We start from the raw sequence: 24903 nt of genomic DNA, 5'->3' as shown, positions 1-24903 counted from the left end.
GCACAATTGAAAGAGCATCTTATCAAATTGAATCCGTCAAAAGAAATTGATAAGTTATTTGAAAAAGGAATGAAAGTTGGTATTTACGGATCCACGTTTGACCCTGTAACTAATGTCCATTTATGGACTGCTTCGACGGTCGCGCATCGCAAGAAGTTGGACTTCGTGATCTTTTTGCCTTCATCAAGCAAACGAATGGACGAACCGTTGCAAACACACGATCTCCATCGAATTGAAATGCTAAAGTTGGCGGTTGAAACGAATCCGAAATTCATCGTGGATGACTACGAACTAGATGTCTTACCTGGTAACCAATATACGTATTATACAATGCAACATTTCAAAGAGACCTTTCCCGATGTCGATTTCTACTTCATCATGGGGGCGGACTTGTTAGTTGATATAGCGGCAGGAAAATGGAAGTGGGCAGAAGCGCTTTTGAATGAGAACAAGTTCATCGTCATGGCTCGTGATGGCATTGATGTACTAGAGACGATAGCAAAGTCTTCTTTGTTAAGAAATCTCGATGACGGACGTTTTCAGCTGTTGGATAAAGGACTTGTCATGGAAATCAGCTCAACCTATATACGTGAGGAATTTGCAAGAGGCGGCGAACCGCAGTATTTATTGCCAACTGCTTGCTATGATTATATTAAAGAGAATCATTTGTACGAAGAAGAGATTGAATAGTTTGTAAGTGGCGAGCGTCCTAGCAGGTTGAGGGACGCTTATGTTTTTGTGGGGGTGATAAAGAGTTGAAGGCGCAATACGCTCGTAAACGTCGGTGTCGCGCCCGTAAACCCTGGTCGTGCGCTCGTAAACGTCGGTGTCGCGCCCGTAAAACCGGCCGTGCGCTCGTAAACGTCGGTGTCGCGTCCGTAAACCCCGGTCGTGCGCTCGTAAAAGTCGATGCCACGCCCGTAAACCCCGGTCATGCGCTCGTAAAAGTCGATGCCGCGCCCGTAAACCCCGGTCGTGCGCTCGTAAAAGTCGGTGTCGCGCCCGTAAACACCGGCCGTGCGCTCGTAAAAGTCGGTGTCGCGTCCGTAAACCCCGGTCATGCGCTCGTAAAAGTCGATGCCACGCCCGTAAACCCCGGTCGTGCGCTCGTAAAAGTCGGTGTCGCGCCCGTAAACACGCATCGTGCGCTCGTAAAAGTGTATGCCGCGCTCAATACGAAGCGCTTACCGCTTAACCCATCATCACCAATACACCCGCTCCGGCTTATACACATACAACCGCGGCATCTTCGGATCATCTCGCACAACCCAGTCATCAGGCAACTTCTTCAATTCCTTATACATCGCAAAGTCACCAGCTGCTCCGCCAATCAAAAGTGCAGCAAGACCAATGAGCATGCCGTTTTCCAAAAACAAGCCAAACAAAGCAGGCACAACGCCAGTCGTCCAAAACGGCAATAATAACGCTTTACGTATAGCTTTGTTCGTCATCAGCTTATCAGTCGTCGCATACGCGATTCCCATCTTCAGGTTCACTCCGACAATCATACTCTTCCACGGAACTTTCCCGAAAAGCCAAAAACCAAGCAGATGGAAAAATTCGTGCAGAACAATCAATACAATATAACTGATAATAAAACCAAGCAATGTCCATATAGTAAATGTAAAAGCGATACCACCTTTTAAAACCACTAGCGCAATCATTAAAACAATCCACGTAAGGACTGTGAGCCACAAGCCACTTTTAGCAACTTTCGGTAAATCAATTTCGATTAGTTCATCCGGTTCTCTCGTAATTTCCACAGCCGTTCACCTCTTCCTTAAAGTATACACAAAGAAATAGTTGTATGTCTTGATATGTTGTGGTAAAATATGATGATGTGAGTAATAAACATTACTTACTCCTTGCCCACCGTCATAAGTGGGCCCAAGTCCATAAGGAGGTGACTGAAGATGAGAAAGTACGAAATTATGTACATCATGCGTCCAGCATTGGAAGATGAAGCGAAAAAAGCGTTGATCACTCGTTTTGATGAAATCCTAACTTCTAACGGAGCGGAAATCATCGAGTCGAAAGAGATGGGTAAGCGTCGTCTTGCTTACGAAATCGATGAATTGCGCGAAGGCTTCTACCAATTGGTAACAGCAAACGCAGGTACTGAAGCAATCAACGAATTCAATCGTCTTGCGAATATCAATGAAGATATCATTCGTCATATGGCTATTCGTTTAGACAAATAATCCATATAGCTACGAAAAGTGGGAACTTGAAATTGATGAGGGAGGTTGCATCTGATGATTAACCGTGTCGTTTTAGTAGGCCGATTGACAAAAGATCCTGAACTTAAGTATACACAAGGCGGTGTGGCGGTTACTCGCTTTACACTTGCTGTGAATCGCACATTCTCAAACCAACAGGGCGAGCGTGAAGCTGATTTCATTAACTGTGTAACTTGGAGAAAACAGGCAGAGAATACTGCCAATTTCTTGCGCAAAGGAAGTCTTGCCGGAATCGAAGGGCGTATTCAAACGAGTAGTTTCGATGGACAAGATGGTAAGCGTGTCTTTATGACGGAAGTCGTAGCGGACAGCGTACAATTCCTTGAGCCGCGCAGTACAAATTCTGAAAGATCGGGCGGTCCTGCTTATGGCAGTACACCACAAAACGATCAACCGTATTATCAGAATCAGCAACAAAACCAACAATATCAACAACCAAACCAACAAAACTATACACGTACTGACAATGATCCGTTTTCAACAGGCAGCGGTCCGATAGAAGTATCGGATGACGATTTGCCGTTCTAATCCATCATCCAGTAACGTAATTAAGAAGGAGGGAAAGCGATATGGCACCACGCCGTGGAGGTAAAAGAAGACGTAAAGTCTGCTATTTTACATCAAACAACATTACACATATCGATTATAAAGACACAGATCTACTAAAGAAATTCGTTTCTGAACGTGGTAAGATCTTGCCTCGCCGTGTAACTGGTACAAGCGCGAAATATCAGCGTAAATTGACGACTGCTATTAAACGTTCACGTATCATGGCACTTCTTCCGTTCGTTTCGGAAGAAAGATAAGTATATCATTCAACCGCCTTGTAGTACCGGTCTTTCCGGTCTGCAGGCGGTTTTTTATAACTTCGGAATTCAGCTGTTTTCTACTGCAACGTATTTTGCGCGAGTTGTGAGTATACTGTCTTTGGTTTATGGTTGGTAATCATGATACAATTGCAATACCTCACATCATTTTTGTAGGTAAAATTCAGTCCCTTGACTGGACGGAGGAAATGTCCCATGCATCACCGATCACAAAAAATTACATATGGCGCCATGATGATGGCTATTTTCACAACTATGCTTGTCGGTGCATTTTATATTCCATTAATCGGCATTATGATCATGTTGTTTATACCGTTACCTATCATCCTTTATCGATTCCGGTATGATAGAAGCTCTACAGTTTTCGTCATTTTTGCAGGAACACTGCTGACATTGCTAATAGGCGGATATCCCGTTGTGCCTTTTGCTATAATGTTCGGTTTGTTGGGATTTCTCATAGCTGAATCATTGCAACTTGGTAAGTCAAAAGTATACACATTCATGGCATCTGCCTTGTTTTTCATTATCATCGGCATGATTTTTTACGTCGTTGCGGCTCTTTTACTCGACTATAATGCTGTAAATGAACTGTACAGGATGTTAGGAGAGGCAAGGGAAGATTTGACTGCCTTCTTTGAAGCTTCTGGTATGTCCCAAAAGTTATATGAAGATGTCATTGAAACGGCATTCGTGTTTTACCGTTCAGCGGTTCCGGCGATGTTCATAATCGGTGTCTTTGTATTCACGTACATGATGGTCATACCTAACTTTGAAATTTTAAAAAGACTTGGTCATCCTGTACCGCGATTTGCGCCATTTCGTACAATGAAGTTGCCTGTCATTCTAATTTTCATTTACGGATTAACTATAATTCTGCCCTATATAACGGATATGAAGCCCGACTCCTCGTTGTATCTAATGTACATTAATGCGACAGTCATTTTACGTGTATTGTTGTTACTTCAAGGTTTATCACTATTATTTTATATAATGCATAGGGTGAAAGCCCATTGGGTGCTAACATTCTTTATCACGCTGCTTGTTATACCGTTCAGTCCGATCTTTACACTCCTTGGAATTTTGGATATTGGTATGAATGTACGAAGTTTTATCGAAAAAGACAACAGGAAGTAAGGAGATGATACAGTGAAGTCTTTTTTTAGAAAAAGAACCATCCGTTATCCACTAGCAGTCATTTCTCTACTTGGATTAATAGCTGCTGTTCTTATCTTCCTGTCAAACTTCTGGGTAGGCTTAGTATTCAGTGCTACGTTTATCTTAGCAGCCGGTATCGCATGGAAGCTTGAGGAAGAGACGTTCGTCGAGACGGAAAAGCATATTGAATCTCTTTCATATAGGATGAAAAAGGTTGGGGAAGAAGCCTTGTTGGAACTACCGATCGCCATTATCCTTTTTAATGAAAAGCATACTGTGGAGTGGGCAAATCCATTCGCAGGAAAGGTTTTCGGTAAGGAGACGTTAATTGGTGACGATTTACTAGAACTTTCCGATACGTTCAACACGATCCTTCGAAATGAAGAACCGAAAAGGCCTCATTTAAAAGTTGGTAATTCCACATACAAAGTCGTTCACCGGGTGGAAGAGAAACTCATCTATCTATTTGATGTCACAGAGAAAGTGGAAATGGAGTCGCTATACTACGAAGATCGCACTGTTCTTGGTATTATGTTGATTGATAATTACGATGAACTTGCACAAACAATGGACGATCAGACGAGAAGTCAACTCAATTCCCTCGTTACATCACTTGTGAATAGTTGGGCAAGTGATAATGGGATATTCGTGAAACGGATTTCATCTGATCGTTTCATCGCTGTTTTTAATGAAGCGATTTTGGCTGAGCTGGAAACAGCCAAGTTCACGATTCTAGATGACATAAGGGAAAAGACGGCGAAAGATCATTCTGGCATGACATTGAGCATAGGTGTCGGTACAGGATCTGCTACGCTTACAGAGCTTGGTGAACTTGCTCAGTCAAGTCTTGACCTTGTTCTTGGCCGGGGTGGCGATCAGGTAGCTATCAAACATACTGACGGCAAACTGAAGTTTTTCGGTGGCAAGACGAATCCCGTGGAAAAACGGACCAGAGTACGCGCACGTGTCATTTCGCATGCTTTGCGTGATCTTATCCAAGGAAGCGACAGAGTGCTGATTATGGGGCATAAGATGCCTGATATGGATGCTATCGGAGCTTCAATCGGTGTTCGTAAAATGGCTCGGATGAATAATATCCAAGGGCAAGTCGTTATTAATTTTGATGAACTGGATGGTAGTGTCACCCGGCTGATGACTGAAATTAAAAAGGATGAAGAACTATACTCACAGTTCGTGGATCCTGAAACAGCGCTCGATCTTGTAACAGAGAAGACTTTGCTCGTTGTTGTCGATACACATAAGCCAAGTATGGTCATTGATGAGCGGCTCATTGCCAAGGCGGAGAAGGTTGTCGTACTGGACCATCATAGACGCGGTGAAGAGTTCATTAACAATACGATGCTCGTCTATATGGAGCCTTATGCATCATCTACAGCAGAGCTCGTAACAGAATTGCTTGAGTACCAGCCGAAGCGTGAAAAACTGACAATGCTTGAAGCAACAGCTTTACTTGCAGGGATTGTCGTCGATACGAAAAGTTTCACTTTACGCACCGGCTCACGAACTTTCGAAGCCGCATCCTATTTACGGACACTCGGTGCCGATACAGTTCTTGTGCAACGATTGTTGAAAGAAGACATTGAAACGTACATCGAGCGGTCCAAAATGATTGAAACGGTGGAACTATCACCAGCCGGCGTTGCCATTGCGAGAGGCGAGGACGGTGTCGTATACAGCTCCGTGCTCATCGCACAGACAGCGGACATCTTACTGACCATGAAAGATGTTATCGCGTCGTTTGTTATCGCTCTGCGTTCGGACGGTAAAATAGGCATTAGTGCAAGATCGCTTGGTGAATTAAATGTCCAGCTAATCATGGAAGAGCTTGGCGGCGGTGGTCATTTGACGAATTCCGCTTGCCAATTGGAAGTGGAGACAGTGGAAGAAGCTAAGATTTTATTAAAACAAGCAATAGAAGATATAGCAGAAAGGGGAAATTAAAGATGAAAGTTATTTTCTTAAAAGACGTAAAAGGCAAAGGCAAAAAAGGTGAAGTGAAGGAAGTATCCGTTGGGTACGCCCAAAACTTCCTATTGAAAAATAAAATGGCGGTTGAAGCTACTCCAGGTAACTTGAGCCAACTTGCGGGCCAGCAAAAGCGAGTTGAAAAAGACGCTGCAGAAGAATTAGCTGAAGCAAAAGAATTGAAAGCGCTCATCGAAACAAAGACTGTGGAAATGAAAGCAAAGTCTGGTGAAGGTGGACGTTTATTCGGTTCGATTACAAGCAAACAAATTGCAGATGCTCTGGATAAAGCGCATAACATTAAAGTCGATCGTCGAAAAATGGAATTGCCAGATGCAATTCGTTCACTTGGATATACAAATGTACCGATTAAATTGCACCTAGATGTCACTGCTACACTGAAAGTCCATGTAACTGAAGAATGATAGGGAGCGATATCGATGGATCAAGTGTATGATCGCGTCCCCCCGCATAATAATGAAGCTGAACAATCGGTAATCGGTGCAATTTTTCTATTGCCTGAAGCACTGATCACAGCATCGGAAATTTTATTGGCGGATGATTTTTATCGCACTGCCCACGAAAAGATTTTTAATACAATGCTTACCCTCAGTGATCGCGGCCAAGCGATTGACGTAGTGACTGTGACGGAGGAGCTGTCAGCAAAGAAGGAGCTTGAAGACGTTGGCGGCATCTCGTATTTGATGGAAATTGCGAATGCGGTACCTACTGCTGCGAACATTGAATACTATGCCAAAATTGTTGAAGAGAAATCCCTTCTGCGCCGGCTTATTCGCGTTGCGACAAACATTGTTGAAGAAGGTTTTACAAAAGAAGACGAAGTGGACGCGGTTTTATCCGAAGCTGAAAAACGTATTATGGAAGTATCCAGCCGGAAAAACGCAGGAGACTTCAAGCATATAAAAGATGTCCTTGTCGAAACGTATGATAATATTGAAATCCTTCATACACGAAAAGGTGAAGTGACGGGGATCCCTACAGGATTCCGGGATCTTGATAAGATTACGGCAGGTTTCCAACGTAATGATCTAATCATCGTGGCAGCTCGTCCGTCCGTCGGTAAGACCGCTTTTGCGTTGAACGTAGCGCAAAACGTCGCGACAAAAACAGATGAGAACGTCGCGATTTTCAGTCTTGAGATGGGAGCGGAGCAACTTGTCATGCGTATGCTTTGTGCGGAAGGTAATATTGACGCGCAAGTGCTAAGGACAGGGAACTTGGAATCTGAAGATTGGCGAAAACTGACGATGGCAATGGGTAGCTTGTCCAATGCCGGGATTTTCATCGACGATTCGCCAGGTATCCGCGTTAACGAAATCCGCTCGAAATGCAGACGTCTGCAGCAAGAGCATGGACTCGGCATGATTATGATCGATTATTTACAGCTCATTGCAGGTAGCGGTCGGTCGGGGGAAAACCGACAACAGGAAGTATCCGATATTTCGCGATCATTAAAAGCATTGGCGCGTGAATTAAAGATTCCTGTTATTGCCCTCTCTCAGCTATCCCGTGGGGTGGAACAACGGCAAGACAAGCGACCGATGATGTCCGACCTACGTGAATCGGGAAGTATTGAGCAAGATGCCGATATCGTTTCGTTCTTGTATCGTGAAGATTATTACGATAAAGAAACAGAAAACCAAAATATGATTGAGATCATTATCGCAAAGCAACGTAACGGTCCGACTGGAACGGTGACACTAGCATTTGCTAAAGAGTACAACAAATTCTTGAATATCGACTGGAGCCAGCATGAAATGCCCTCCTATGAATGAATCCTAGAAAAAACCTTCATGAGCACGTGTGCTCATGAAGGTTTTTTGTTTTGGAGATAACTCAAAATAGGTAGAACAGAAGATTTTAGCTTGAAATTTCAATAACCCAACATATGTAAGAAATTAAATAATTTTGGATGTAATACTACAAAATTATTACAAAGAGTCGGAAAATGACAAGAGAGCAAGCAAATATGATAAATTGGAGAGGCGTGTAAATCTTTCAGTATGATAAGTAACCTATCTAGGTTGCTAGGTCGGAAGGAGTCTTAACAATGTTTTTTAGGAAAGAAAAGTTGAAGGATTGTAAAAATAGCAGTTCAATATATAAAAAGGTTCAAAAGCTTGGAATGGTGACTGTATTATTTGCAAGTCTTAGCATCAGCTCAGGTTTCGCAAATGGACCTGAAGACGAGTCATCCCTACATACTGTCTATCATGTCTATTCAGAAGGTCAATATGTTGGCATGTTATCTAATGAAAAGAAATTGGAGCAATTGAAAGAGGAACAGTTGCAAACAGCGGCATCCGAATTTGCAGATCTCCCGTTAGTCATTAGTACTGATTTGTCTATTGTGCCGGAAAAAGTATTTTCCGTCGGTTCAGACGATGAACCTATTCTAGACAAAATCCAAGACCTATTAACAGTAGAAGCTGAAGCAGTCGGTTTTCAGATTGGAGACGAGACACCACTCTATGTAAAAGATCTAAACGATTATGAAAAAGTGATTCGCAATCTTAAACTGCAAACAGTTACTGAACAGGAACTTGCAGAACTTGAAAGCCAACAACAATCTACTGAACCAATACCCGTCTTGAAAGAGTCTGAAACCCGTCTTGCTGAAGTGAGATTCAGCGAAGATGTACAACCAATTGAAGGAAAAACGTCTCCTCAATTTGTTCGAACTGTAGACGAAGCGATGACGTTATTTAATAAGGGAACATTAGAAGAGAAGAAGTATGCTGTGCAAGCGGGTGACGTTCTTGGTACAATTGCTAACGCACATAATATGACTTCAGTTCAGTTGATGGAGCTGAATCCGGGAGTAACCGATGAGACGGTGCTTCAAATCGGACAGGAACTTAATGTGACAGTCCTTGCGCCATTTATTGAAGTGGAAGCGATTTATGAGGCAAAAGAAATTCAACCGATACAATTCAAACAGCTCACTGAAAAAGATGAAACACAATACAAAGGTGAAGAGACAATCAAGTCTGTTGGTAAAGACGGCACGAAGTCTGTCACGTATAGTATCCGCAAGAAGAATGGTGAAGTAATCGGAAAGTCCATCGCAGAAGAGCATGTACTTGAAGAGCCTGTCCATGAAGTGAAAGTAGTTGGTACGAAAGTTATTCCTTCTCGCGGTACAGGAAACTTTGTATGGCCTGCGGACGGAGGATATGTATCAAGTCAGATGGGTAAAAGGTGGGGCCGTGTTCATCAAGGAATTGATATTGCCCGTCCATCATCACGCTCAATTTTTGTAGCAGATAATGGCGTTGTAACAACCGTCGGCTGGCATAGTACATATGGTAACCGTATTATCGTGACACATAACAATGGCTATGAGACGCTATATGCACATCTTTCATCTATTGATGTGAAGGTAGGACAAACTGTACCTCAGGGCACGAAAATAGGTGTCATGGGATCTACAGGCCGTTCAACAGGCATGCATCTTCACTTTGAAGTGTTTAAGAATGGATCGAATATTAACCCTCTAAATGTGTTACGATAGATAGTAGGAAATGGAGACGGGACAGATATCTGTTACTGTCTCTATTTTTATTCCCCAGGAAATATTTTGACGAATAACGTAGAAGGATTATTTAAAGTTAAATCGAATAGTAATAGGACTAGTATTGCTAGTGAAGTGCGTTATGAACGTATTAATGATAAAGTTAGAGACAAAGATAGAGTCGCCTGTGGGGCGAGAAAGGGAATGAATTATGCAAAATAAAACGATTCTTGTCGTAGATGATGAAAGACCGATCGCTGATATATTAGAGTTCAATTTAAAAAAGGAAGGTTTCACTGTCTATTGTGCGTATGATGGTGAGGAAGCGCTTGAGAAGGTTGAGGAAGTTCAACCGGATATTATGTTGCTTGATATTATGCTTCCAAAACGAGATGGCATGGAAGTGTGTCGGGAAGTGCGGAAAAAATATGATTTTCCTATTATTATGCTGACTGCCAAAGACTCAGAAATTGATAAAGTACTCGGGTTGGAACTTGGCGCTGATGATTATGTGACGAAGCCATTCGGCACGCGGGAACTGATTGCCCGAGTGAAGGCAAATTTACGCAGGCATTCAAAAACGTTATCAGAAGAACAGGAAGATGCGTCAAATGAAATTACTGTTGGAAGCCTCGTAATCCAACCTGATGCATACCTCGTCCAAAAGCGTGGAGAGTCTATCGAGCTGACACATCGCGAGTTTGAGTTACTCCACTATTTAGGCAAGCATATTGGTCAGGTCATGACGCGTGAACATTTGTTGCAAACTGTATGGGGATATGATTACTTTGGGGACGTGCGCACAGTCGACGTGACGATTCGCCGTTTACGCGAAAAGATTGAAGACGTACCGAGTCATCCAACTTGGATTGTGACTAGACGTGGTGTTGGATACTATTTGCGTGATCCGGAACAGGAGTAAAACGAAATGCAGAAAGTGGGCTTTTTTCGATCTATCCACGTAAAGTTTGTGCTTATTTTTATAATGCTCATCCTCGTCGCGATGCAGATCATCGGTCTATACTTTGCGAGAGAACTGGAAGAGACATTAACGACCAATTTCAGGACATCTGTAATCGACCGGATGAATCTGGTTGAATTCAGTGTGCGTGAAGAAATGATAAAAGATCGATCCGCAGACGATCCAGAAGTCGAAAAGAGTTTGAAAACCATCCTTTCAGGTTTTGACTCAGGGGATATTAATGAAATCCGGGTTATCGATTCAAAATTTCGTATTCTAGCAAGTTCTGCTTTGGACAACCAATCATTAGTTCGCCAACGATCGATGGAAGATAGCGTCAGGAGAGCAATTTCATCAGAGTCTCCTTCAGAAGCGATCAACTATGATGAAACACTTCGAAAACGCGTAATGGTGCTTGTGACGCCAATCATGAATAATACTGATGAAGTTGTTGGGACGCTCTATGTCACTGCAAATATTGAAAATGTGTTCAAGCAAATCGATGAAATCAATCAAATTCTCGCTGCAGGAGTGGCAGTATCACTAACAATTACAATTATCGTTGGTATTTTCATCGCACAGACGTTTACACGACCTATTTCTGATATGCGGCGGCAAGCGCAGGAAATGGCGCAAGGAAACTTTTCACGTAAGGTTCATGTATATGGCAATGATGAAATGGGCCAGCTCGCAATTGCGTTCAATCATTTGACCAATCAGCTTCAGGAATCGCAATCGACAACGGAGAGTGAGCAAAGGAAGTTGGCGTCAGTGCTGGAGAACATGACGGACGGCGTAATTTCGACAGATCGGAAAGGACGTGTCAGTCTGATTAACGATTCTGCCCTTATGATGTTGCGGATGACCCGCGATCTCGTGTTAAACCGGCCAATTTCGAGTATTTTAGGTCTTGAACAGGAGTATACATTTGAGGATTTAATACAAGTGAAAGATTCGCTTCCACTTGATTTCAGTACACAGGAGGAGCCGTATATTTTACGAGCAACATTCTCCGTGACACAAAGAGAGACAGGTTTCGTCAATGGATTGATTGTCGTCCTGCACGATAATACGGAACAAGAGAAAATTGATATGGAGAGACGCGAGTTCGTTTCTAACGTATCTCATGAGCTTCGTACCCCGCTTACAACAATGCGTAGCTATTTAGATGCGCTAGCGGAAGGTGCGTGGCAAAATGAAGAGATTGCACCTAATTTCTTGCGAGTTACACAAACGGAAACAGAGCGAATGATTCGTCTTGTGAATGACCTTCTGAAACTGTCGAGGATGGATAGCAAAGAATATGAATTAGATACGGAATGGGTGGAATTTAACCACTTCTTTAATTCAATCATTGAGCGGTTTGAGTTCTCGAAGTCGCAGAAAGTGCACTTTAAACGTTTATTACCATCCACAGATCTGTTTGTGGAAATTGATACGGACAAAATGACACAAGTCATCGATAATATTATCTCGAATGCATTGAAATATTCTCCTGACGGCGGTGATGTCCGATTTGGTGTTACGACATCGGGAACTTATATTAAAGTGATCATTTCAGATGACGGTCTTGGTATACCGAAAGCGAACGTCAATCGTATTTTCGATCGTTTTTATCGTGCTGACCGCGCAAGGTCAAGAGGGATGGGTGGAACAGGACTCGGGCTCGCTATTGCACGGGAAATGATAATTGCGCACGGCGGAGAAATCTGGGCGGAGAGTGAAGAAGGAAAAGGGACGACTGTATTCTTCACATTGCCATTCGAACAACAAGAGGACGGTGAATGGGATTGAAATATATTGAGCCAATCAAGTCAATCGTCCTGTTGCTGCTTGTCCTTTTAAGTATTACATTCACTATGTCCATTTGGACGTACACGCCTCGGCTCGATCCCATTGATCAGTCACAAACGGTTGATATATCTATTGGGAAACGTAAAAACGTGGAGGAAATAATAAAGCCTTACAAGTTTTTAATTAAAACTGATGATTTTTTGAAGGGTACAACTGAACAAGAAGACCTTGAAAAGATTATAGATGAAATGGCAACATGGAAAATTACGCAATTGCTTAAGGATCCAGTGGAAATGAATAAAAAACAGATGAACAGTTTTTTTGAGCAGCCGAACCAGTTTACACTCTACTTTCAAGGAGACGTTCCGCTTTCAATATATAATGAAATCCTTAAAATTGAAGAAGATAATATTCCTGCGTTCAGCTTTGACCGGTTAGTCGTTAGATGGAATCCGAAAGATCTTTCATTTGAAGTACACTTCTTGAACCGTGCAACGGGTACTCATTATTATGGCAGAGTTGCCGCAACATACACGATGCAATCCTATCGAAGTCTCGTCCTTGGAAGTGAAACGTTTTTAAATTACTCGGAAATCGGTCAAGTGGATACAACCTATTTGGCTGTACCTGACGAACCAATTCAAATGAAAAAACTAACCTACTTTCAAGAAGAGATTAGTCCGACACGTTTTCGTGATGCGCTTTTCAACGATCCGAACGCAGTTAGACGAAGTCAAGTCGATGCGACGCATGAGGAGTTCGGTGATGATCACGCCTCAATGATTGTAGATACGGATTCTAAGATGCTGAATTTTGTACATCCTGCTGCCGAGACACGAGAACCGTCTACATCAGCGGATCTTTTAATGGATGTAATTGATTCTATTAATGAACATGGCGGTTGGACGAATTCGTATCGCTTCTCTCATATTAGTCCGTATTACAGATACGTAAAGTTCCAATTGTTTGCAAAAGGTTATCCAGTACACAGCGAAGTAAGCGAAATGACGGAAATTGCCCAATACTACGGAGACAATCGTGTATTTCGTTATATTCGGCCTTACTACATCCTTGACGGTCCATTGGATGAAGATGTGCAGCTACCAACCGGTGTAGAAGTTGCTAATGCTTTGAAGAGCTCCGATAAGGTGGAATTTTCGACAGTCGAAGAGATAAGCGTAGGCTATATGATGAAACATGATGTCGACCAAAGAGTGTATGTTTTAGAACCGACATGGTTTTATTTAATCAAAGGAAACCAAGGAAAGTGGTACGAATACACACCTGAGCAAGACGGAGGTGACCAATTTGGATTGGAATAAAACAAAAACAATATTTATCGTCGTCTTTTCCATTTTGAATATTTTTCTCTACAATCTTTATTTCAATCAACATACAGATGCACAAAGTGTCCAAACAATTGGAAAGGCATCCATCGAGGAATTAATGAAACAAGAAAATATTACGTATAACTTGCCGCAAACAATAAAGGACGATTTCTCATACATCTCTGCAAAAATTAAAACGTTCTCAAAAGAGGAATTGGAATCGTTATTGAGTCAGTCTATATTCATAGTAGATAATACTAAAATTGAATCTACGATGAATAAACCGGTATCAATCCAAAATAATAAAGGGGAATACTACTTCCTGGATTTCCTCACAAAATATGTATGGAACGGATCAGAATATGAACATTGGGAGACTGATAAAAAAAATCGGTCTGCGATGTTTTTCCAACAAGTGCACGGAGAACCAATCTTCTATAGCGCAAATGCGATGCTTATCATCCATTGGGATGAAAATCACGAAGTGACAAAATATGAACAGCGTATGTTGGAGGATTTTACTAGCTTTAACAAGAAAAAAGATTTAATGTCACAAGACGAGGCTGTCGGCTCTCTCATTTCACGTGGATATGTAAAACAAGATTCGAAAATATTAAGTGTGAGTCCAGGCTATTCGACTCGTGCCCAGCCGACAGCTGAGTCTCAAGTGTTTGCCCCGACGTGGAATATTAATGTAGAATTGAAGGATGGTAGCATTGAGGAACATTTCATTAATGCAATTGAAGGTAAAGTAATAGACTTTAAATTGGAGAAGATGAAGGAAGACGATCCCGAGGATGAGCTTGAGGATGAAGAAGTCGATGAATGAGGAGATTTTAACATGCGTTTTAGTGTGCTCGCAAGTGGTAGTACGGGCAATTCAATATATGTAGAAACCGAAGACCACGCATTTCTCGTCGATGCAGGACTGAGTGCTAAAAGAATGGAGCAACAGTTAGTAAGTATTGGTCGCTCGATGGCTAATGTAGATGGCATTTTCGTCACCCACGAGCATAGCGATCATATTAAAGGAATTGGTGTACTCGCAAGACGTCACAAAGTTCCAATCTATGCGAATGAAAAAACATGGATGGCCATGGATGGTCTTGTGGGAGAGATTCCGTTGGACCAACGTTTTCATTTTAATATGGAAACTGCTATGTCATTTGGATCGCTTGACGTGCAGTCATTTGCAGTTTCCCATGACTCAGTCGATCCGATGTTCTACGTTTTCCACGAGAACGATCGAAAACTATCCGTCATTACGGATACAGGCTACGTCAGCGACCGGATGAAAGCCCATATCCAGGCATCAGACGCATATGTTTTTGAAAGCAATCATGACGTCAGTATGTTGCAGATGGGCCGTTATCCATGGTCCGTAAAGCGGCGTATTCTAAGCGACGTCGGCCACGTATCGAATGAAGATGCGGCAGTTGCGATGAGCGAAGTTGTTGCTGAAAAAGAGACAAGAATTTATTTGTCTCACTTAAGCAAAGACAACAATATGAAAGATCTCGCAAGAATGAGCGTTTCACAAACATTGGAATCTTGCGGAATCCGCGCTGGTGAGTTTGTGCATCTGTTTGACACGGATGCAGAGAAACCGACCGAGCTTGTTACGGTATGAATGATGAAAACCTCGCTAGATTTAGCGAGGTTTTTTGGTTGGCCATAGCGTCGCGCCCGTAAACATCGATCGTGCGCTCGTAAAAGTCCAGCCGCGCCCATAAACGTCCGTCCCGCGCTCGTAAACTGCGGTCGTGCGCTCGTAAAAATGTGTGCCGCGCCCGTAAATATCGATCGTGCGCTCATAAAAGCATGTGTCGCGCCCGTAAACATCGGCCGTGCGCTCGTAAAAGCATGTGTCGCGCTCGTAAACATCGGCCGTGCGCTCGTAAAAGTCCAGCCGCGCCCGTAAACATCGATCGCGTGCTCATAAAAGCATGTGCCGCGCCCGTAAACTGCGGTCGTGCGCTCATAAAAGCATGTGCCGCGCCCGTAAACTGCGGTCGTGCGCTCATAAAAGCATGTGTCGCGCTCGTAAACATCGTCTGCGCGCTCGTATCCATAAGCACTATCCACACAACGCACTCATCCAACAAAAACAATGACCTCGTCAAATCTGGTTCTAACTATACAAATTGGGGTAAACTAATTGTAACTGTACATAGAAAGGAAGAGGTGAATGGACGAATTTAATCAAGGTCCACGCAATGATGACGACAAACCAATTATCATTGAACCTGAAAGGCGTGAAGAGCCACCGCGGTATCCACCTCCGCCTCCACGTCAGCGAAAAACGAAGCAACGAGGCGGGTTCTTACCAGCTTTATTCGGTGCAATTGTCGGTGGACTGATCGTTTGGTTTCTCATGACTTCTACATTTGGCAATGAAAAAGATAGGACTGGCATCCAAAACAGCCAGGCGACAGAAAATAATCTGACGAGTGAACGAGTTTCTGTCGACATTAATACAGATGTGACGGATGTCGTCGGAGAAGTGGCGGACACCGTAGTTGGCATTACAAATTTACAAACTGTACGTGATTTCTGGTCGTCCACTGAAACGACACGTGAAACGGGCAGCGGATCTGGCGTCATATATAAAAAAGAAGGTGGTAAAGCGTATATTGTTACAAACCATCACGTCGTCGAGAACTCGCAAGGACTTGAAAATCACTTTCGATGACGGTACTAAAGTGGACGGAAAACTGATTGGAAGTGATATGTGGACGGACTTGGCAGTTGTCGAAATCGATGCAACCAACGTTAAAACAGTCATTACATTCGGAGATTCGGACGCTTTAAAACGAGGTGAACCCGTCATCGCCATCGGAAATCCACTTGGCCTAGGTTTCGCAGGATCCGTAACGATGGGCATCGTATCCGGTAAAGACCGGTCAATCCCTATTGATTTTGATAAAAATGGTTCCATCGACTGGCAGGCAGACGTTCTGCAAACAGACGCAGCCATCAATCCCGGCAACTCAGGTGGCGCCCTCATTAATTTGGCTGGACAGCTTGTCGGTATTAACTCTATGAAAATTACAGAGGAAACTGTCGAAGGGATTGGGCTAGCCATTCCAATTAATATTGCTATCCCCATTATTAAAGACCTTGAAAAAACGGGAACTGTAAACCGTCCTACAATGGGTGTAAGCTTATTGAACTTAAGAGACGTTCCTTCATCACAACAACAGGAAGTTTTGAAACTGCCTAACACCGTAAAAGATGGTGTCATCGTCACACAAGTTTTCAACAATACACCAGCAGAAACTGCAGGTGTGCAACAGTATGATGTCATTGTGGAAATGGACGGTAAGAAAATAGACGATATGGTCGGTTTACGTAAACATTTATACAACGAAAAAGAGGTCGGCGACGTCATGAAGATGAAAGTGTATCGAGACGGTAAGCTGGTGGATGTCGAAATGGTGTTGAAAGACGGCAATACTTTCTGACGAAATTACCAATAAAGGAAGCAGAAAACTAAATACAGTGTTACACTTTTCATGAGGATGTAACAAACCGTTTATCCACAACAGGCATAATAGCTGAATAACCGCTATTCTGCCTGTTTTTTCGTGGAAGTTATAGACATGTGGATAAGAATGAAATAATGTTAATAACATTGTGCAAAAAATACATATAGAAAGATGTGTTTGTAATGAAAAAATACAGTTGCGAAATCCATATAGACCAGGCAATAGAAGACTTTATTTCTACAGAGGAAACATTTCCGATTTTAGAAAATGTCGAAAATGAAAAAAAGATATCCACAAATTGCTCGTACTGCGACACGCCCGCAAGTTATGTTGTGGCGAACGGATAGTCGGGCACAATATGTAGATAAGTACTGTGGATATGTGTATAAGTTCTGTTTATAACTTTTAAAAAGAGGTGGACAACCTGTGAATATTACAATTGTGTCAGTAGGTAAACTAAAAGAAAAGTATTTAAAAATGGGAATTGAAGAATACACAAAAAGACTCGGCGCCTATGCCAAAGTCGATATTATAGAAGTGGCGGATGAAAAAGCACCAGAGTCTTTAAGTGATGCAGATATGGAGATTGTGAAGAAAAAAGAAGCAGAACGGATTTTAGCCAAAGTCGCTCTAGACGCGCACGTTATTGCATTAGCGATTGAAGGAAAACAGAAGACATCTGAAGAATTAGCGGGTACAATCGAGTCGTTAATGACTTACGGAAAGAGCAAGATTGTATTCGTCATAGGCGGATCGCTTGGTTTACATAGTGATGTCTACAAGCGCGCGGATGAATTGTTGTCGTTTTCCAAGATGACGTTCCCACACCAGCTGATGAAGCTAGTGTTGGTGGAGCAGGTGTATCGTGCTTTTAGGATTATGCGGAATGAACCGTATCATAAGTAAGTGCGGTTTTTTTAAAAGTGTATTGTTTTAATAACTTTATTATTTGACACGTAGATAGTTAAGCAAAATATTGTATTGATGAGAGACAAAGGAGGGATATTATGGGTCAAGCTGCACGTAATGCACTCAAAGGTTACACATATCAACATTATATATTCACATTGTTCGTAGCAAAGATGGATGTTGAAAGGAAAATCAAAAAAATTGAATCGGAAGCAATTACTACTGGAAACTTTGATGATTTATACCTAGAGTCCAATAAGAATTACAGAATTCAGGTAAAAAACTACCCCGGAACTTCATTGGATGACATTTCTATAAGTAAAGATAGTTTTCGAATCAAAGGAAGCTCAAATGTTTACAATCAACACGAAAATAATATTGTAATAGTTAATACTGATCAGATTATTACAGACTCAGAATTTTTGGGTTTACCAGCAATAATAATAAATGAAGTAGTAATAATCCCACTAACTCCTAGTGATGTACAAAATCTACTTGATGAGATGTTTAGTACTGAAAGTAGAGAAGTTCAGATTATCCAGTATGCCTTCTCTTTAACAACTTCTTCGAACTTTATGATTATGGTAGAGGATCTGCCTAAAGTGATCAGAATGTCTATAGACTTAAGTGACAAAACGATATTAATACGTGAGCCGATAGAAAGTATAGAAACAGGTATTTTATGGATAGTTGGTAAGCCTGGCGTAGGTAAGAGTCATTATGTTAAAGAGTTGATTCAAAAATATGATAACGCAATAGTTTATAGATTCTGGACTGGATCTCAAGATGAACGACTTATGAAACGGTTACAATTTGATGCATTTTTAGATGATATAGCTGTAGCAATTTTCAATTCTCCAAAGAGTTATACTATCGCAGAGTTAATTCAAGAAATTGTTAGGCAAGAAAAGATACTGATAATTGATGGTCTTGATCATGTAGAAAATTACAATCCAAAGGAACTTGATTTATATATAGACTTTATTAATTCACTGGAAGATGCTCCTATAGTGGTTTTGTCGAGACCACTTTTAGCTAAAGTTAATTGGGAAAAGATGGAGTTGGAAAATTGGGGTTTTAAAGAAACCGAATTATATTTAGCGATGGCTTACAATATCTATGAATATCGAGTTGTAAGAGACATTTATAATGTTACCGATGGTTATCCTATAATTACCTACTTTGTTGCTGAACATTATAAAATACATAAAGAAATAAATGTTACTCCGGAAATTGAAAGTTTAAATCAATATTATGTCCTACTGCTTGATCAAGTTAAACCAAAAACATTATTATCTATTTTTGCAACAAACAATAGTTTTTTTACAGAATCTGAGATTAAAATTATTCTAGAAGAATCCTTCCTAGTAGGCGCTATTATGGAGTTTGTAGAAACACATCCATATTTGTTTAAAAGAACACTGAATAGAATTTCTTTAATTCATGATAGTTTTAACACCTACTTGAGGCATGAAATTAAAAATTATCCACAGTTAGAAGATAGAATAAATCAGTTTGTACAGAGTAGTTTGTTAAGTGGAACTGTTAATTTCATGTCAAGATTGTCTTCATTTGACCTTAGTGAAAAATTCTACAAAGACATATTATTGATGTATAGCGATGTTGGAAATTTTTCAGATTTACTTGAAAGGACTTTAGATTACAATTCAGTAACCTCATTATATAACCAGTTAAAGAGGTTATTAGAGCATCGGGAAGAAGTACTTGATTTATATCAATATTATTCATTTTCCTTAATCTATCAAATGGTTAATCGTAATGATTTAATTGGAAATGACGGTTTAGTGTATCAGATTCTTCTATATATGAATAATCATGTAATTATAGAGGAAGAGATATTTAGTACGGGCGTTTTATGGAATACTTTCATTCTATTAAAGTTACAGGAGGAGGGACCATATAAAAGGTATTTGACGGATAGAATGTATGATTCAAATCAAATAGAAACACTATATGAAGCAGTTTATGATGAACAACATTACTTTGAAATACGAGAAAACAAACCAAATTACAAAGAGACAATAGAAAAGCTAGAATATAATGGTATAACTGAATTTGAGAAGCAAGATATCTTAATAAGACATATGGTTAGTGTTTGGATTAATCAGGACCAAGAGGATATTTATTTTAAATTACTAGATGAATACCTGAAAAACGATGAAAGCATAGCAAAATACCAATTAAGTAAAATCGTTGAGAAGTATGGTATAAGAAGTATGTGGTCAGCAAGAATATTGATATCTGCTAAATATCAACTTAATGAAATGGGGAAATTAGGAGATAAAAATTTCTTTTATGGGAAATCTTTGGACGAGATAATAAGAGAAAGTGCTTCCAAAGGATCTTTTGAAACGGTAGAATATGCGCAATCTTTTTTAAGGTTAGTAAACCATGAAAAGAGACAGATTGATATTTATTCAATTAATCGTGTATGGACAATGTATTATAACCGAAAAGATTATAGTGTATATACACTAGATACTGCATTAAGCGTGTTTGAAGAACATGGTTTTTTAGAAGAGTTAAAATCGATTGATATATTAAGAAAAGTGATGGATCAAAGTGAAAAAGGAATTAGACATTTGCTTGGAAGCTATATAAATATGAAAGACGATTTTATAATAAACAAGTTGGATCAAATAGGTGCATTTAATGAGAATGATTTCCCTGTAGATATATTCGATTTAGCACCTGAGAAAATAAATTGCCTTGATGTTAAACACATTGATTATAGAGTTTATAAACTGCTTTCATATCATGATTATGGGAAAACTATTGAATACGGAGATATTCAAAGTCCATTGCAAAGCAAGCACTGTAATCGTATTCTCGATTCTATAAATTATAATGGCTACAGAATTTTAGGGGCGATTGACGATAAAAAGATCAAGAAAAAAATCGTTGAAAAAGGAATAGATATCCAGGAAAAAGCAAAAGAAGAAGAAAAGGAGTATATCCCGTTTAAATATGGATGTATACATGAAGAGGATAAAAAGTATATTAATGATAATCAAATCGGATATCTTGAAGTATCAAGATATCCAGATGGATGGCATTCCTGTTTACCCCTTGTAGATATATACTCTCTTTACAAAGTGGAGGAGATCAGAATCCACCACATGATGATAATACACAATGCAATGTTTGCTAGAGTATCAGATAAAGAATACATTGGGAATTGGCATTTATTAATTGGTAATATTCCAAGGTTTCTTCAAAGATATGAAGTTTATATTGATTGGGATAAAATGTATGAAATTCTAAAGTGGTTTTTAAAGGAATCATTAATTTACGATATAGATAATAATAAGCAATTATAATTCCTGAAAAACAATTGGATGTTATTATTTTGAAGACTTTTCAAATTTCGGATGGTTATTTGATTTGGTGAAATATATTTAATTTCGTTACACAGTGTTTTATCTTAAGTAATTATGATTTTATTTGAGACATAAATACAGTACCATTGCCAAGTAGTGGGAATGGTACTGTATTTGTTAAGTAAGAAAATATGGTAGAGAAAGATTGATTAAATTAGAATTCGTAAAGTAATTCAGTTTTAATTATTATAGTTGAAGATCATAACCCCATTGTTTGTTGTAAATGTTTTTTCTTGGTCAATTAAGGCTCTAAAATATAGAGTAGAATTTTTCCCAAAATCCGGTTTAATTCTATTTGTTGTTTTTTCGGTAGAATTGTGTGATTCTAGCAGCATCTCTTTTAGAAAAAATGGTATTAATTAAGATGAATAAACCTCCTCCGCTATTTGTGTTAATTAAAATATGTTTTAACAGTAAGCGTAAAAAGGGACGAAAATATTATTAAAAGGAGCTGAAGAAATGAGTGTATTTTCATCAGCATGGATTGATGGAAAGATTAGAGATGTTGATAAATTAATAATAGAAAATAGTGCCAGAGAATTTATGTTTATTTTAGACACAAATTTTGCAATTATGGCTAGATACTATATTACAGATAGAAAAGGTTTTGATAAATATTATGATAACCAAAAAGATGACTTTGAAAAAATAATTAATATAGTTAAAAGTAATGCTACAAGAGTTATATATGCATTGGCATGTGAAGAAGCATCGAGATCGGAATTGACAGGTAATATAGACCCTGGAAAGTATAAAGTGATGGTAGATTGTGTAGGGAAAGTATTTGACATGGATTTTAGAAGCGATTTATTATCTAATAATGAATTGATTACTGAGGACATAAGATTTAGTAAAACACCGCTTTTACTTAAAAATGGGCTGTTTAAAAAGCAAACAGTGATAACTTACACGACTATATTAAAGGCATATATATTTAAAAATTTCGATGATAGAGATAAAAAAACGAAAATTAAAGAAATGTTTCATTACATGACTGATGAAATAAATGCTTTCTCCCCTGTGAGTACATCATTCGTTATCCACTACTTAGGAGAAGAACCAACTATATTAAAAAATACTAGTCCTTCTATAGGAATGGAGAAAATCTTAAATAAATTATACGCAGCTTCAATTGATATGCTTATGCCAACTCAAGTTTCCCAATTGGCGGAAATATCAGGTTATCGAGAAGTACCAGTCTTTATTACTTTCGATAAAGGAATGAAATTATTGTTTGATTCACTACTTGTAATGGGAGAACGTCAATTAGAAAATGGGAAGAAAGTTCCGGAGTATTCGACTATGATTTTTTATAGTTCGGGTTGGAAGGATGCAGATATCCGCGAATTGTGTCAATATGCTCAACAAGTACAAAGAAGTAAGAGGGAAATAGTAAATAATCAGGAAAATGAGTTGGTTAGACTTAATGATTTAGCGGCTAAACTTGAAAAAATGTTAATGGAAAATCTTAAATGTAAATCGCATTTAGGCTAGTCACGGAGAACCGTATCATAAATGATGGGAAAGTCATTGTAGTTTGCTGTATAGGTACATCAGCGGTACCTCCGAGAGGAATTTTGACAAAAAATCTGTTTGTAAAGAATATATCGTATAGAAGTACCACGTGATATTGAAGTCGAAAAGACAGGGTAAGAACTATAGTATTTTTCAATATGTTACGTTAATTTCCCTTGGGATATATATGCTTTCAGTGGTGACGTTGACGACGTTTCCGATTGAAGTCAATTGGGGGATGTATAAGAATCAGACACCTTGGTACAGTCGAATCAATCCGATTTCGATTCTGACGATTAGTATGGCGACATTTATTTTGAACATGGGATTAGTTTCTGCTGGGGGCACAACAATCAATTGGCTGTGTCTTTTTTTTGTGAATTCTCTTAAACTATTAAAATCCTTTAAATAATGTTTTAATTAAAGTGAACAGATCTATTAAAAAACTTTTCCAAGAGATATGACAGTCTGTCTCGGAAAGTTTTACAGTTCTCAAAAGAGGGAGTGAACTTCATGTCGACGCTTTTACTAAAGAATGTCAAAATCGAAACAGGTTTTACTTATAACGCGGATAGAATTTCAGGCACAAAAACAGATGAAGTAGATATTTTAATTAGAAACGGAAAAGTAGAAGAACTTGGAAGTTCATTAGATGTACATGCGGATGAAATCATAGAAGGTAATGGTGATTTACTAATGCCTTCTCTTCGTGAAATGCATATTCATGTTGATAAGACATATTTCAGCGGACCATGGAAAGCATGTGTACCGATAACAAAAGGAATTTTGACGCGCATTGAGGAAGAAGAAACTTTATTGCCAGAGCAGCTTCCTTTTGCCTTACAACGCGCAGAAAATACGATTGAATGGCTCTTATCGCAAGGGCATACGCATATTCGATCTCATTGTAATGTAGACCCGCAAATAGGTACAAAACATATTGAAATTACGCTTGAAGCTTTTAAAAAGTTTGAAGGAATGCTGACGTACGATATTGTGGCGTTTCCTCAACACGGCTTATTACGTTCGAATGTGCAGGCACTTCTGAGAGAAGCGATGCGTAAAGGCGCGACCTTAGTAGGGGGTGTAGATCCATCGACAATCGATCGGGATATTGAGCGTTCACTCAATCTAACAATGGATATTGCCGTGGAAGCGAACGCTGGATTAGACCTTCATCTTCATAATGGAGATTCTCTAGGGGCTTTTGAATTCACTAAATTTGCAGAGCTAGTGAAACAAGGCAATAAGATTGGGCAGGCAACAATTAGTCATGCTATCGCATTAGGTGACTTAAAAGGTGCTGCTTTAGATGAAATGATTGGTATACTTCGGGAAGCGAAAATTGATGTAACGTCGACTGTGCCTACGAATAGGCCAACCATTCCGGTTCAATATTTATATGACAATGGTATACATGTATCTCTAGGTCATGATAGTTTAACTGATCATTGGTCTCCATTTGGAACAGGCGATACGATCGAAAAGCTCTGTATCCTAGCGGAAAGATTCCGTTTCTTGGACGAGTATTCATTAAATAGAACTTGGAAATATGCTTCTGGCGGAATTACGCCACTGAATGATGAAGGGGAGCGCGTGTGGCCACAAAAAGGGGATGCTGCTGATTTCTTATTGTTGGATGCAGTTTGTTCGGCTCAAGTTGTCGCTAGACGTCGACCGATTACCCGAGTCATTCATCAAGGTAAAGTAGTTTCTCAAAATGAAGAGGTAGAGTTTGGAGTTTTATAAAAAGGGGGCGGAAAG

General features: G+C 39.9%; 21 protein-coding genes and 1 pseudogene. 20 read left to right on the top strand and 2 right to left on the bottom strand.

Features of this window, described 5'->3' with window-relative positions; all coding sequences use genetic code 11:
• Positions 1 to 69: 69 nt before the first annotated feature.
• Entirely contained in the window at positions 70 to 690 is a 621-nt protein-coding gene (gene nadD, locus H9649_RS06320) for a nicotinate (nicotinamide) nucleotide adenylyltransferase (RefSeq protein WP_225229722.1), read from the top strand.
• Between the two features lie 38 nt (positions 691 to 728).
• Here nadD and H9649_RS06315 read toward each other — a convergent pair whose 3' ends face one another.
• Both H9649_RS06315 and H9649_RS06310 read right to left on the bottom strand, forming a co-directional pair.
• On the bottom strand, positions 729 to 1142 hold the full coding sequence (locus H9649_RS06315) for a hypothetical protein (protein WP_191693872.1): 414 nt from the start codon (positions 1140 to 1142) through the stop codon (positions 729 to 731).
• Between the two features lie 60 nt (positions 1143 to 1202).
• Positions 1203 to 1763, bottom strand: coding sequence for a DUF3267 domain-containing protein (locus H9649_RS06310; RefSeq protein WP_318241658.1), 561 nt, complete (start codon positions 1761 to 1763; stop codon positions 1203 to 1205).
• A 150-nt stretch (positions 1764 to 1913) separates the two neighbouring features.
• On the opposite strand from H9649_RS06310, the gene rpsF reads away from it, so the two are divergent.
• The 19 genes and pseudogenes from rpsF (at position 1914) to H9649_RS06215 (ending at position 24888) form a co-directional block, all read left to right on the top strand.
• Positions 1914 to 2201, top strand: a complete 288-nt coding sequence (gene rpsF / locus H9649_RS06305; RefSeq protein WP_191693871.1) for a 30S ribosomal protein S6 — start codon at positions 1914 to 1916, stop codon at positions 2199 to 2201.
• A gap of 54 nt (positions 2202 to 2255) precedes the next feature.
• On the top strand, positions 2256 to 2768 hold the full coding sequence (ssb, locus tag H9649_RS06300) for a single-stranded DNA-binding protein (RefSeq protein ID WP_191693870.1): 513 nt from the start codon (positions 2256 to 2258) through the stop codon (positions 2766 to 2768).
• A 41-nt stretch (positions 2769 to 2809) separates the two neighbouring features.
• Positions 2810 to 3046: a 30S ribosomal protein S18 gene (rpsR, locus tag H9649_RS06295; protein ID WP_191693869.1), complete on the top strand. Its 237-nt coding sequence runs from the start codon at positions 2810 to 2812 to the stop codon at positions 3044 to 3046.
• Positions 3047 to 3262: 216 nt separating this feature from the next.
• The gene (locus H9649_RS06290; RefSeq protein ID WP_191693868.1) at positions 3263 to 4201 is read left to right on the top strand and encodes a DUF2232 domain-containing protein; all 939 of its coding nucleotides are present in this window, start codon (positions 3263 to 3265) and stop codon (positions 4199 to 4201) included.
• A 12-nt stretch (positions 4202 to 4213) separates the two neighbouring features.
• The gene (locus H9649_RS06285) at positions 4214 to 6184 is read left to right on the top strand and encodes a DHH family phosphoesterase (protein WP_191693867.1); all 1971 of its coding nucleotides are present in this window, start codon (positions 4214 to 4216) and stop codon (positions 6182 to 6184) included.
• A gap of 2 nt (positions 6185 to 6186) precedes the next feature.
• Positions 6187 to 6633 carry a 50S ribosomal protein L9 gene (gene rplI / locus H9649_RS06280; RefSeq protein WP_191693866.1) on the top strand — a complete coding sequence of 149 codons (447 nt, stop codon included), beginning with the start codon at positions 6187 to 6189 and terminating at the stop codon, positions 6631 to 6633.
• Positions 6634 to 6648: 15 nt separating this feature from the next.
• Positions 6649 to 8004, top strand: a complete 1356-nt coding sequence (dnaB, locus tag H9649_RS06275; RefSeq protein ID WP_191693865.1) for a replicative DNA helicase — start codon at positions 6649 to 6651, stop codon at positions 8002 to 8004.
• Positions 8005 to 8279: 275 nt separating this feature from the next.
• Positions 8280 to 9743: a M23 family metallopeptidase gene (locus H9649_RS06270; protein ID WP_191693864.1), complete on the top strand. Its 1464-nt coding sequence runs from the start codon at positions 8280 to 8282 to the stop codon at positions 9741 to 9743.
• A 211-nt stretch (positions 9744 to 9954) separates the two neighbouring features.
• Complete coding sequence (gene yycF / locus H9649_RS06265; RefSeq protein WP_191693863.1) at positions 9955 to 10665, top strand: response regulator YycF; 711 nt, start codon at positions 9955 to 9957, stop codon at positions 10663 to 10665.
• 6 nt (positions 10666 to 10671) lie between these two features.
• On the top strand, positions 10672 to 12498 hold the full coding sequence (gene walK, locus H9649_RS06260; RefSeq protein WP_191693862.1) for a cell wall metabolism sensor histidine kinase WalK: 1827 nt from the start codon (positions 10672 to 10674) through the stop codon (positions 12496 to 12498).
• Positions 12489 to 13820 carry a YycH family regulatory protein gene (locus tag H9649_RS06255; RefSeq protein ID WP_191693861.1) on the top strand — a complete coding sequence of 444 codons (1332 nt, stop codon included), beginning with the start codon at positions 12489 to 12491 and terminating at the stop codon, positions 13818 to 13820. Before walK ends, H9649_RS06255 begins: the two co-directional genes overlap by 10 nt.
• Complete coding sequence (locus H9649_RS06250; protein ID WP_191693860.1) at positions 13807 to 14655, top strand: two-component system regulatory protein YycI; 849 nt, start codon at positions 13807 to 13809, stop codon at positions 14653 to 14655. The genes H9649_RS06255 and H9649_RS06250 overlap by 14 nt, the downstream gene beginning before the upstream one ends.
• A 12-nt stretch (positions 14656 to 14667) precedes the next feature.
• Positions 14668 to 15456: an MBL fold metallo-hydrolase gene (locus H9649_RS06245; RefSeq protein WP_191693859.1), complete on the top strand. Its 789-nt coding sequence runs from the start codon at positions 14668 to 14670 to the stop codon at positions 15454 to 15456.
• Between the two features lie 558 nt (positions 15457 to 16014).
• Positions 16015 to 17290, top strand: a pseudogene (locus H9649_RS06240) (S1C family serine protease).
• Between the two features lie 206 nt (positions 17291 to 17496).
• Positions 17497 to 17661 carry a CxxH/CxxC protein gene (locus H9649_RS06235; RefSeq protein WP_191693858.1) on the top strand — a complete coding sequence of 55 codons (165 nt, stop codon included), beginning with the start codon at positions 17497 to 17499 and terminating at the stop codon, positions 17659 to 17661.
• Between the two features lie 79 nt (positions 17662 to 17740).
• Positions 17741 to 18220 carry a 23S rRNA (pseudouridine(1915)-N(3))-methyltransferase RlmH gene (gene rlmH, locus H9649_RS06230; protein ID WP_191693857.1) on the top strand — a complete coding sequence of 160 codons (480 nt, stop codon included), beginning with the start codon at positions 17741 to 17743 and terminating at the stop codon, positions 18218 to 18220.
• 101 nt (positions 18221 to 18321) lie between these two features.
• Complete coding sequence (locus H9649_RS06225) at positions 18322 to 21564, top strand: hypothetical protein (protein ID WP_191693856.1); 3243 nt, start codon at positions 18322 to 18324, stop codon at positions 21562 to 21564.
• Positions 21565 to 22083: 519 nt separating this feature from the next.
• Complete coding sequence (locus H9649_RS06220) at positions 22084 to 23118, top strand: hypothetical protein (protein WP_191693855.1); 1035 nt, start codon at positions 22084 to 22086, stop codon at positions 23116 to 23118.
• 534 nt (positions 23119 to 23652) lie between these two features.
• Complete coding sequence (locus tag H9649_RS06215) at positions 23653 to 24888, top strand: amidohydrolase (protein ID WP_191693854.1); 1236 nt, start codon at positions 23653 to 23655, stop codon at positions 24886 to 24888.
• Positions 24889 to 24903 lie beyond the last annotated feature (15 nt).

Source organism: Sporosarcina quadrami (genome assembly GCF_014836615.1).
GTDB lineage: Bacteria > Bacillota > Bacilli > Bacillales_A > Planococcaceae > Sporosarcina > Sporosarcina quadrami.
Note: the sequence above shows the minus strand (reverse complement) of the source record. Positions and strands in the feature narration are given on the sequence as shown.